Annotated in this window: 11 protein-coding genes and 1 tRNA gene; 5 read left to right on the plus strand and 7 right to left on the minus strand. The window is 60.8% G+C overall.

From position 1 onward, the window contains the following. Nucleotides 1-76: 76 nt before the first annotated feature. The 3 genes from yghU to K3762_RS02395 all read right to left on the minus strand — a co-directional run bounded on the left by yghU (nt 77) and on the right by K3762_RS02395 (nt 1355). Nucleotides 77-952, minus strand: coding sequence for a glutathione-dependent disulfide-bond oxidoreductase (gene yghU, locus K3762_RS02385; protein WP_260011272.1), 876 nt, complete (start codon nt 950-952; stop codon nt 77-79). Between the two features lie 127 nt (nt 953-1079). Beyond that, nucleotides 1080-1205: a type B 50S ribosomal protein L36 gene (gene ykgO / locus K3762_RS02390; protein WP_005850168.1), complete on the minus strand. Its 126-nt coding sequence runs from the start codon at nt 1203-1205 to the stop codon at nt 1080-1082. A 75-nt stretch (nt 1206-1280) separates the two neighbouring features. Further along, nucleotides 1281-1355 (minus strand) — tRNA-Val (locus K3762_RS02395). A gap of 145 nt (nt 1356-1500) precedes the next feature. Here K3762_RS02395 and K3762_RS02400 point away from each other — a divergent pair. Further along, nucleotides 1501-2361, plus strand: coding sequence for an N-formylglutamate amidohydrolase (locus tag K3762_RS02400; RefSeq protein WP_067630037.1), 861 nt, complete (start codon nt 1501-1503; stop codon nt 2359-2361). 1 nt (nt 2362) lies between these two features. On the opposite strand, the gene K3762_RS02405 is transcribed toward K3762_RS02400, so the two are convergent. After that, nucleotides 2363-3616, minus strand: coding sequence for a DNA polymerase IV (locus K3762_RS02405; RefSeq protein ID WP_132444157.1), 1254 nt, complete (start codon nt 3614-3616; stop codon nt 2363-2365). A 60-nt stretch (nt 3617-3676) separates the two neighbouring features. On the opposite strand from K3762_RS02405, the gene K3762_RS02410 reads away from it, so the two are divergent. Then, a complete protein-coding gene (locus tag K3762_RS02410) occupies nt 3677-4099 on the plus strand; it encodes an NUDIX hydrolase (RefSeq protein WP_260011275.1) in 423 nt (140 codons plus the stop codon). 193 nt (nt 4100-4292) lie between these two features. Here K3762_RS02410 and pyrF read toward each other — a convergent pair whose 3' ends face one another. Both pyrF and K3762_RS02420 read right to left on the minus strand, forming a co-directional pair. Then, nucleotides 4293-4988, minus strand: coding sequence for an orotidine-5'-phosphate decarboxylase (gene pyrF / locus K3762_RS02415; RefSeq protein WP_067630027.1), 696 nt, complete (start codon nt 4986-4988; stop codon nt 4293-4295). 261 nt (nt 4989-5249) lie between these two features. Continuing rightward, entirely contained in the window at nt 5250-5564 is a 315-nt protein-coding gene (locus tag K3762_RS02420) for an orotidine 5-phosphate decarboxylase (protein WP_132444159.1), read from the minus strand. 355 nt (nt 5565-5919) lie between these two features. Here K3762_RS02420 and clpB point away from each other — a divergent pair, with 355 nt between their 5' ends. Then, a complete protein-coding gene (clpB, locus tag K3762_RS02425; protein ID WP_120350069.1) occupies nt 5920-8535 on the plus strand; it encodes an ATP-dependent chaperone ClpB in 2616 nt (871 codons plus the stop codon). 74 nt (nt 8536-8609) lie between these two features. Here clpB and K3762_RS02430 read toward each other — a convergent pair whose 3' ends face one another. Continuing rightward, nucleotides 8610-9044: a hypothetical protein gene (locus tag K3762_RS02430; protein WP_067630017.1), complete on the minus strand. Its 435-nt coding sequence runs from the start codon at nt 9042-9044 to the stop codon at nt 8610-8612. Nucleotides 9045-9166: 122 nt separating this feature from the next. On the opposite strand from K3762_RS02430, the gene msrP reads away from it, so the two are divergent. Beyond that, nucleotides 9167-10072 carry a protein-methionine-sulfoxide reductase catalytic subunit MsrP gene (gene msrP / locus K3762_RS02435; RefSeq protein ID WP_132444160.1) on the plus strand — a complete coding sequence of 302 codons (906 nt, stop codon included), beginning with the start codon at nt 9167-9169 and terminating at the stop codon, nt 10070-10072. A 73-nt stretch (nt 10073-10145) separates the two neighbouring features. Next, complete coding sequence (gene msrQ / locus K3762_RS02440) at nt 10146-10784, plus strand: protein-methionine-sulfoxide reductase heme-binding subunit MsrQ (RefSeq protein ID WP_132444161.1); 639 nt, start codon at nt 10146-10148, stop codon at nt 10782-10784. Nucleotides 10785-11213: the final 429 nt, after the last annotated feature.

The following is an 11213-nucleotide window of genomic DNA, read 5'->3' on the forward strand; positions in this document are numbered from 1 at the left end:
TTTATCCGGCCCTGCAACCAATTCCGATAAATTTGGTCGGAAAGCCCCCGGCCGCATCAGGCCGAGGGCTAAGCGGTCAGTCTTTGCCGCCGATCTTGTCTTGGGTCTTGGTGTCGAAATCGCTGGCGTCGTGCCGCTCATGCAGTTGCATCGACAGGTCGTCGCCGAAGGCGCGGTTGACCATACGGCCTCGGGTCACGGCAGGGCGTGCGTCAATCGCTTCGGCCCAACGCATGACGTTTTTGTAAGAGGTCACGTCAAGGAACTCAGCCGCCGAATAGAGCCGCCCGAGCACTAATTGACCATACCAGCTCCAGATCGCCATATCGGCGATGGAGTATTCATCGGCGAAATACTCATGCTCGGCCAAATGCTTGTCCATCACATCAAGCTGACGCTTGGTTTCCATCGCGAAACGGTTGATGGGGTATTCGAACTTCTCTGGGGCGTAGGCGTAGAAATGGCCGAAGCCGCCGCCAAGGTAGGGCGCGCTGCCCATCTGCCAAAAGAGCCACGACAGCGCCTCGGTCCGGCGGGCGGGGTCTTGGGGCAGAAAGGCGCCAAACTTCTCAGCGAGATAGAGCAGGATCGCCCCCGATTCGAAGACCCGCTGGGGCGCATCGCCAGAGTGGTCCATCAGCGCGGGTATTTTGGAGTTGGGGTTCACCTCGACAAAGCCCGAACCGAACTGATCGCCCTCGGAAATATCAATCAGCCATGCGTCGTATTCAGCCGCCTTATGGCCCGCCTCTAGCAGCTCTTCGAACATCACCGTGACTTTGACGCCATTGGGCGTGGCGAGGGAATAAAGCTGAAAGGGGTGGTCGCCGACGGGCAGGTCCTTGTCATGGGTCGCACCGGCGATGGGCCGGTTGGTGCTGGCGAATTTGCCGCCGCTTTCTGATTCCCATTTCCAAACCTTTGGGGGCGTATATTCGGGCGTGTCCGACATGATGGTCTTCCTTGTTATTCAAGTCTGCTTTGAAGGTGGGGTTTTGCGCCGGGGTTGCAAGCCGTTATCCGCAACGAAAAAGGCCGCCCCCGAAGGAGCGGCCTTTAATTCTAAAAAGCTGCGAAGCTCAGCCCTGACGGGCTTTGAACCGGCGCTGCGTCTTGTTGATGACGTAAACGCGGCCTTTGCGACGCACAACACGGCAATCGCGATGCCGATTCTTGAGCGAGCGGAGCGAATTGCGAACCTTCATGGTCGTCTCCTCATGTCGTGGCGCGGGCCAGCGCCTGGGTTGCGGGCAACCTGCCAAAGGCAGGTCGATGAATAATGGTGGGCGATACTGGGATCGAACCAGTGACCCCTTCGATGTCAACGAAGTGCTCTACCGCTGAGCTAATCACCCACTTTTAAGCGTTTCCATACCGGCCCCAAAACTAAATGGGGCGCGAAATTTCGCGCCGTTGGGGTGCTATAAAAGGAGTCGGCGACGGGATCAAGGGCTTTTGGAGCGGAATAAACACGCTATGTTCGACTTAGAAGGAATTATTATGCCGATGACTGCCTACGAAGTACTGCATCCCGACCGAAACCGCTCTTGCGTGGTCTTTGCCTCGCCCCATTCGGGTCGGGATTATGCGGCGTCTTTCCTGCGGCGGTCGGTTTTGGACGAACATGCGATCCGCTCGTCCGAGGATGCTTTTGTCGATCTGTTGTTCGATTGCGCGCCGCTGCATGGGGCCTCTTTCATCAAAGCTGGTGCGCCGCGGGCCTATATCGACCTCAACCGCGCGCCCGAGGAGTTGGACCCATCGGTCATCGAAGGGATCCCGCGGCAGGGTCATAACCCGCGCGTGGCCTCGGGGCTTGGGGTGATTCCCCGCGTGGTGGCCAATGGTCGGGCGATTTATCGTGGCAAGCTTTCCCAAGAAGAGGCGCAGCTGCGCATCGACAGCTACTGGCGGCCCTATCACGCGAAATTGCAGGAGTTGCTGAGCGGGGCGCATCGCCGTCACGGGCAGGCGGTGCTGGTCGATTGCCACTCCATGCCGCATGAGGCGATGGACGGCGTTGCGCGCGGCGGGATGCGGCGGCCCGATGTCGTGTTGGGCGACCGCTTTGGCGCGGCGGCGGGGGGCGAGGTGGTCGACCGGATCGAAGCCGCCTTTGTCGAGGCGGGGTTCGTGGTGACGCGCAATTCGCCCTTTGCCGGGGCCTATATTACCCAAGCCTATGGCCGTCCCTCGCGCGGGCAGCATGCCGTGCAGGTCGAGATCGACCGGGCGCTCTATATGAACGAGCGGTTGATTCGGCCCAACGGTGCTTTCGAGGCGGTGCAGGCAGCGTTGCAGCGTGTGGTGGCCGAAGTGGCGCAGATCGGACAGCAGCGGCTTCCCCTCGCTGCGGAGTAGGTCAGCGCAGGGCGCGGCCTTTCACGATTGCTTTATCGCCGAAACGGCTGCGAATGCTGTCGGCTGCGCGTTCGGCGCGGCTGCGCTGTGCGGCTCCGGGATCAAGTAGATCGCCGGCCATATCCGCCCCCTCTGCGCCCGAAAGATCCGATAGCCCCACGCCGATCAGCCGATAGGCGCTATTGTGGTCGACCTGATCGAACAGGGCGCGGGCGGTGCGATAAATGCGGTCGGCCAGTTGCGTCGGATCGTGCAGCGACAGGCGGCGTGATAGCAAAGAGTGATCGGCGCGTTTCAGTTTTAGCGTCACCACCCGGCCTGCCATCTCTTTCGCCTTGGCACGGTCCGCCACCTTTTCCGCCAAGCGCCAGATGTGGCCATCGAGAATCTCTGCATCGCCGGTATCGTCTGAGAATGTTGTCTCATTGCTGATTGATTTCACCGGACGGTGCCGCGACACGCGCCGTTTGTCTTGGCCGCGCGCGAGATGCCACAGCCGGTCGCCCATGCTGCCAAAGCGGGCGATGAGATCGGTCTGGTCCCACCGCAACAGATCGGAAAAACTGCGGATGCCGGCCTTTTCCAGCGCGGTCTGCGTGGCGGCCCCGACGCCCCAGATCATGCCCACCGGTTTGTCGCGCAAAAACGCCGCCGTTTCGCCGGCGCCGATGACAGAGAACCCATGCGGCTTGTCGAGGTCCGAGGCGACCTTGGCCAGAAACTTGTTATGACTCAGCCCGATAGAACCTGTCAGCCCCAGTTCCACCTTCATCCGCCGCACCAAACGCGCCAGCATCACCGCCGGGGGCTGACCGTGCAGCCGCGCGGTGCCGGTCATATCGAGAAATGCTTCGTCCAGCGACAAGGGCTCAATCGCCGGGGTCATCTCTTCCATCATCGCGCGAATCGCGCGGGAGGCTTCGACATAGACCTCCATGCGTGGCTTGATGATCACCGCCTCGGGGCACAGTTTGAGCGCCTGAAACATCGGCATGGCCGAGCGCACGCCCCGTATCCGCGCAACATAGCAGGCGGTCGACACGACCCCGCGCCGCCCGCCGCCGATGATGACGGGTTTGCCAGCCAGTTCGGGATTGTCGCGTTTTTCCACCGAGGCATAGAAGGCATCGCAATCCATATGGGCGATTGACAGGTCGAAGAGTTCCGGGTGGGACAGCACACGCGGGCTGCCACAGCGCGGACAGCGCCGCGCCGGAGCGATTTCAGAAAGACAGTCGCGACAGAGGGTAGCCATGAGTACACCGGGAGGGCAGGGTTCGGGCGACGATTCTAACCAGATCGCGAGGGATTTAACATGGGCTTTGATGGCGCAAAGCTGGCGCTGTACCTTGGAGAGAAGCTGGCCGTGATCCTGCGCGATGACACGCCGGGCCTGCCCTTTGCGGATCATTGGGATCTGCCCGGTGGGGGCCGCGAGGGGGCAGAGACCCCGCTGGCCTGCGCGTTGCGCGAATGCCGCGAAGAGTTGGGGATCGTGGTGCCCGAAGACGCGGTGATCTGGCAAGGCAGTTTTGATGAGGCGGGGCGGATCAAATGGTTCTTCGTTGCGCGCTTGCCTGCCGAGGCCGAGGCCCAGATTGTCTTTGGCGACGAGGGGCAGCGCTGGCGTTTGATGACGCAGGATGAGTTTCTGACCCACGCCCGAGCGGTGCCCGCATTTCAGGACCGTTTGCGGGTCTATCTGGCGCAAAGCGCGACAGAAAAAGACCAGCACTAGAGGGGGAAATAAAGGCCCCCCGCCTGCGTGAGCGGGGGGAGGTGACGAACATCAGGAAGAACCAGTTCGTCGGGGAGTATCACCTGAGTTCAACATAACATGTTGCGCGGTTTTCGCCTAACATTGATGGCCGCCCCCGCGGCGCATCCCGGCGCGCTGTGGTCGATTTGCTACAGGGCGAGGGAGGTTCTTGTTAACGTTCAGAAATTTCCTGAAGCACGGCGCGGGCAGCGGCAGCGGGGTCTTCGGCCTGCCAGATCGGGCGGCCCACCACGATGTGATCGGCGCCATCCGCGATGGCCTGACCGGGGGTGGCGACCCGTTTCTGATCGCCCAATGCGGCACCTTGGGGGCGCACGCCCGGCGTGACGATAAGCTTGCCGTTTGCTTCGGGGAGGGCGCGGATCGCGGCGGCCTCTTGAGGGGAGGCGATGACGCCATCCGCGCCTGCGTCCAACGCGCGGCCCGCACGGGTCAGCACCAGATCGCCCAGATCGCCCGGTTGGATCAGCGCGGCGTCAAGGTCGGCGCGGTCAAGCGAGGTGAGGATCGTGACGGCGAGGATCTTCATGTCGGTGCCGGCGGCCCCTTGCTTGGCCGCCGCCACCACATGCGGGTCGCCGTGGACGGTCAGGAAATCCAGATCGAACTGGGCCAGCCCGCGCACCGCCGCCTCTACGGTGGCACCGATGTCGAAAAGCTTCATATCAAGGAAGATGCGCTTGCCATGTTCCTGTTTCAGTTCATTGGCCAAGGCCAAGCCGCCGCCCGTCAGCATGCCGAGGCCGATTTTGTAAAAGCCCACCGCATCGCCGAGCTTTTCGGCCAGTTCCAGCCCCGCGACCGCATGGGGAACATCAAGGGCGACAATCAGACGGTCATCAGACATGCGAGGGCTCCTGCCAATTTTCAAACGGCTTTGACCTACGCCGCGGCGCGGGGCAAGTCCATCATTCATGCAATAGGGGCGCAAAAAAATAGGGGCGCAAAAAAGAGGCCCGAACACCGCGTTGCGGGGTCCGGGCCAAGTGATCAGAGACTTAGCAGGCAGGCACTGGTCTCTGGTATGCGGAACGCCACATCGGGACAGATGAGGTGGCAGCAGGTCCGCGGGCAGCCGCGCGGCAGGCAGGTGCCGCACGGAAGAGGGTTAGGCTGCGTCGCGGCCGGGGAGGTCCATGACCTCTTCCAACCAACGCAGCGGATCGAAGCTGCGGCGTCCGGCCCGCTGAGCGGGGACGTGGCGCAGGACCTCGGAACTCAAACCACGTTTCTGGGCGTGGCGGCGGAGCGCTTGACGGGACAGGCCGTCAGCGGCATCGCGGTATGACATGGTAATCGGGGCATCGATGGCACAAGCGTAGCGGCGCAGCTGCTCCCCGTCTTGGACGGTCACCAGCGCTTCGAAACACTGAGTGGCCGCATTGTAGGTGACTTCTGTCAACTGGATAGGGCGCGTCTGCATCGTTTCACCTCTTGTGTTCTTCTGAACCTTGGCAGGATTTGTCGTCCTGCTCTCGTCTGAGGAATGAACGCGAGAGGCAGCCAAATGGTTTCATTATGGTTACACTTTCTGTGGATAAAGGTTAACAATGTATTTATATCAATGGCATAGGGTGGTATTTTTTGACGCAAAGTGGCCGTATTTTCGCCTTATTGGCTGAATTCTTCCTATTGGCGGCTTCTTTGGCGGCGGTATTTTGCGCCCGTACGGTCTTGAACCCGCAGCACCGCTTCCCAAATTGATACCGAGGCTCAGACCGCTGCGTGCCACATATCGGGCGCGGCATTTTGGAGCGCTTGTAGAAAAGGAGAGACCCATGGACTTGAGCAAGTTCACGGAAAGATCGCGCGGCTTTATTCAAGCGGCGCAAACCATTGCGACACGGGAAAGCCATCAGCGGCTGTCCCCTGAACATGTACTCAAAGCACTGCTGGACGACGACCAAGGGCTGGCGCGCAACCTGATCGCGGCCTCGGGCGGCGATGGTGCGCGCGTGATGCAGGCGCTTGACCTCGCGCTTGGCAAAATCCCGAAAGTCACCGGCGATGCGGGGCAGGTCTATTTGGACGGCACCACCGCCAAAGTGTTGGCTGAGGCCGAAACCATGGCCAAGAAAGCGGGCGATAGTTTTGTCACTGTCGAACGCATTCTGACCGCGCTTTGCATGGTGAAGTCCGGCGCGAAGACGGCGTTGGAAGCGGGCAAAGTAACGGCTCAAGCCCTGAACACCGCGATTAATGATGTACGTAAGGGGCGCAAGGCCGACAGCGCCACCGCCGAAGACAGCTATGAGGCTTTGGAGAAATACAGCCTCGACCTGACCGCGCGGGCCGAAGAGGGCAAGATCGACCCTATCATTGGCCGGGATGAGGAAATCCGCCGCGCGATGCAGGTGCTGAGCCGCCGGACCAAGAACAACCCGGTGCTGATCGGTGAGCCGGGTGTGGGTAAGACCGCCATTGCCGAAGGCTTGGCCCTGCGGATCGTGCACGGTGACGTGCCTGAATCTCTGCGCAACAAACGCCTGCTCGCGCTCGACATGGGCGCGCTGATCGCCGGGGCGAAATACCGTGGCGAGTTCGAGGAGCGGCTGAAGGCGGTTCTGACCGAGGTGACCGAAGCCGCGGGCGAGGTGATCTTGTTCATCGACGAGATGCACACGCTGGTCGGTGCCGGTAAGGCCGACGGCGCGATGGATGCGTCGAACCTGCTGAAACCTGCGCTGGCGCGGGGTGAGCTGCACTGTGTGGGTGCCACCACGCTCGAAGAATACCGCAAATATGTCGAGAAAGACGCAGCACTTGCGCGGCGGTTCCAGCCAGTAATCGTGCAGGAGCCGACGGTGGAGGACACCGTTTCGATCCTGCGTGGCATCAAAGAGAAGTATGAGTTGCACCACGGTGTGCGCATTTCCGACACCGCGCTGGTCGCGGCGGCGACGCTGAGCCATCGCTATATCACCGACCGTTTCTTGCCCGACAAGGCGATCGACCTGATGGACGAAGCCGCCAGCCGTCTGCGCATGGAAGTCGACAGCAAACCCGAAGAACTGGACGCGCTGGACCGTCAGATCCTGCAGCTTCAGATCGAAGCCGAAGCGCTGAAGAAAGAAGACGATACCGCGTCCAAGGATCGGTTGGAGGCTTTGCAGAAAGACCTGAGCGATCTGCAAGACCGCAGCGCCGAGATGACGGCGCAGTGGCAGGCCGAGCGGGACAAGCTGGCCGGTGCGCGCGACATCAAGGAAAAGCTGGACCATGCGCGGGCCGACCTCGACATTGCTAAACGCGAAGGCAACCTCGCGCGCGCGGGCGAGCTATCTTATGGCGTGATCCCGCAGTTGGAGCGCGACCTTGAAGCCGCCGAGGGCCGCGAAGACGACATGATGGTCGAAGAGGCCGTGCGCCCGGATCAGATTGCCAGCGTCGTCGAGCGTTGGACCGGTATCCCTGCCGGCAAAATGCTGGAAGGGGAGCGGGACAAGCTGTTGCGGATGGAAGAGCAGTTGCATGATCGGGTGATCGGTCAGAGCGCGGCTGTCAAAGCGGTCGCCAATGCCGTGCGCCGTGCGCGGGCGGGGCTGAACGACGAAAACCGCCCGCTTGGCAGCTTCCTCTTCCTAGGGCCGACTGGCGTGGGTAAGACCGAATTGACCAAGGCCGTGGCCGAGTTTCTCTTTGACGACGACAATGCGATGGTCCGCATCGACATGTCCGAGTTCATGGAGAAGCATTCGGTGGCGCGTCTGATCGGTGCCCCTCCGGGCTATGTCGGCTATGACGAGGGCGGTGTGCTGACCGAAGCGGTGCGGCGGCGTCCTTATCAGGTCGTGCTTTTTGATGAGGTCGAAAAGGCGCATCCGGATGTCTTCAACGTGCTGTTGCAGGTGCTCGACGATGGTGTGCTGACCGATGGTCAGGGCCGCACGGTCGACTTCAAGCAGACGCTGATCATCCTGACCTCAAACCTCGGGGCGCAGGCGCTGAGCCAACTGCCCGAGGGCGGTGACATGGCCGCGGCCAAGCGCGACGTGATGGACGCGGTCCGGGCGCATTTCCGGCCTGAGTTCCTGAACCGTCTGGACGAGACGATCATCTTTGACCGTCTGGGCCGTGCGGATATGGACGGCATCGTTACGATCCAGATGGCACGGCTGCTCAAGCGGCTTGCGGGGCGGAAGATCACGCTTGATCTGGATGACGCCGCGCGGAAATGGCTGGCGGATGAGGGCTATGATCCGGTCTTCGGCGCGCGGCCCCTCAAGCGGGTGATCCAGCGCACCGTGCAGGATCCGCTCGCTGAGATGCTGCTGGCCGGAGACGTGAAAGACGGCGATACCGTCACCGTCCGTGCCGGGGCCGATGGGTTGATCATTGGCGATCAGGTGGCCGCGTCGAACCGGCCCAAACCGGATGATGCCACGGTGCATTAAACGCCCAAGACGTTAAGAAAGGCCGGGGTTTTCCCGGCCTTTTTGCTTGGACTAAAACCCGCGAAAGGCGCCCATTATTCGCCAATCGCTTCCTTCACGATGGTATCTAGCAGGGTTTGCACCTCTTGCATCGCGCCCTCAGGGAAGGCGCGGTAGCCGACGGTCACCTCGTCGCTCTCTGGCAGTTGCATCACGAAAATGTCGTAGGGGCAAAAGCCGATGTTCATCACATCCGCTTCCATCACCTTGCGCGACAGCGCGGCCGAGCAAAAGCTGAACACCTCCGCCGCCTCGAACAGCACCACGTCAGAGCCGACATCCGCGCGGGTACGGTCCAGCATCTCACCTACATGGCTGACGTTTTCGGGGATCAGCCCTTGGTTCAGGATCGCATTCTCCACCCCAAAGGTCACATCGCCGAAGCTCTGATCCGTGGTATAGGTGACCATCTCATCCGCCTGCGCGGCGCTGGCCAGCATCAGACCGGCGGCAAAAAGAAAACGGATCATGGCGGCACTCCTTTAATAACGGCGCCTGACATTCCGGTGTGCTGGCTGAAATCCGGGCGAAAGGATTTGGTGCCACCCGCGGCGGGCGCTAACTTCTATTGAGTATAGTAGGGAGTGCTGAAATGGCCAATCGCTGGATCAATCGACTGACAGACCGAGACGTGACCGACGAGGCGCAGTACTTTAACCGGCGTCAGATCATGGGCGGCGCGATGGCGGGGCTGGGTCTGGCCAGCTTGGGGCAGGGGGCCATGGCCCAAGAGGAGCTTACCCCGAATGACTATGAGGACATCACCCAATACAACAATTACTACGAATTCGGCACCGGCAAGGGTGACCCCGCGAAATACGCAGGGAGCCTGACGACCAAGCCGTGGACAGTGGCCATCGAAGGGATGGTCGACAAGCCAGGCGATTACGCTTTTGAGGACATCATGAAGGCCATGACCGTTGAAGAGCGCATCTACCGCCTGCGCTGCGTCGAAGCTTGGTCGATGGTGGTGCCGTGGAACGGGTTCGAGTTGGCCGATCTGCTGAATATGGCCGGGGTGCAATCCGGTGCGAAATACGTCGCGTTCGAGACGGCCTACCGGCCTGAGGAAATGCCCGGCGTCCGCTTCCCCGTGCTCAACTGGCCCTATGTCGAAGGGCTGCGTCTGGATGAGGCGATGCATCCGCTGACAATCATGGCCACCGGCATCTATGGTAAAGACATCCCGAACCAGAACGGCGCGCCGCTGCGTTTGGTGGTGCCGTGGAAATATGGCTACAAGTCGATCAAATCCGTCGTGCGGATCACCCTGACAGACAAACAGCCGCCCACCAGCTGGAACAAGGCCGCGCCGCGGGAATACGGTTTCTACAGTAACGTGAACCCCGACGTGAGCCATCCGCGTTGGTCGCAGGCCGATGAGCGCCCCATCGGTGGCGGGCTGTTTGCGCGGCGTCAGCCGACGTTGATGTTCAACGGCTACGAAGAAGAGGTGGCAGGGCTCTACGAGGGCATGGACCTGACCGCGAACTTCTGATGCGCGACACACTATATATGCACAGAGTTTTTGACCGCCTCGGCGGAAGCGTGTTGCCCGGGGTGGCTGTGTGATGGCGGGGGCGATTGACACTCTGAACAGTCTCGCCCGGCGCGTTCCGGTTTGGTCCGTCTATCTGCTGCTGGCCCTGCCGATCCCGTGGTTCTTCTATCAGGGGCTCAACGGTGGGCTGGGTCGTGACCCGGTGAAGGGGTTGGAGCATCTCTATGGCCTATGGGCGCTGCGCCTTTTGATTGCTGGGCTGATTGTTACCCCCCTACGCCGGACACTTGGGCTGAACTTACTGCGCTTTCGCCGGGCCATTGGCGTTATGACCTTTGTCTATGCGCTTGCGCATCTCACCGTCTGGGCCGTGTTGGATGTGCAGACGCTCTCGCGAGTCTGGACGGATATTCTAAAGCGGCCCTATATCACCATTGGTATGGCGGGGTTCCTCTGTCTGATCCCCTTGGCGGCCACCTCCAACAACTGGTCCCTGCGCAAGCTTGGCGCCCGCTGGCGCAAACTCCACCGTCTTACCTATGTCGCGGCGCTGCTGGCGGCGCTTCATTTTCTATGGCTGGCAAAGGGTCTTCAATTGGAACCGCTGATCTACGCCGGAGTGATCTTGGCGCTCTTGATCTACCGCCTTCCCTTCAAGCGCATCCGGCAGAGGCTTTCGCAGGGCGGGGTGAATCGGATTCGCAGTTAAGAGCCGTGATTCACACCCCTGAATCGCGCCTATGGGCTCTATGGCCTGTGGATAACTGGTGGCGTTAACATAATGGGGCTGCGCAAGTGGGGATAGGGCAAGATTGCGCAAATGATTTAAGGTGTTAAGTTACTGTTATAATTGGGCTTTGAAGTCATTTCACAAAAACTCCACAAAACCTCAAAAAATGGCTTGCGGGTTTCTGTCACTCGCCTTAGAACCCCCTCTACCGGCGGCGCAGAGATGCAGCGGCGGGGCGCCAGACGGGGCGGACGGGAGCGGAGACGCTGAGTTCGGTTCGGAAAGCGGATAAAAATTCGAGGTATTAGGGCGGGGCGCGCCAAGAAGTTAGGGCGCATCTCAGTTTCTTTTGTCTCAACGTTGTTTGAAAATTTGATATCTGAAGAGATATGTGGGCGGTTTGGTTCA

Origin of the sequence: Sulfitobacter sp. W074 (assembly GCF_025142275.1) — a bacterium.
GTDB lineage: Bacteria > Pseudomonadota > Alphaproteobacteria > Rhodobacterales > Rhodobacteraceae > Sulfitobacter > Sulfitobacter profundi.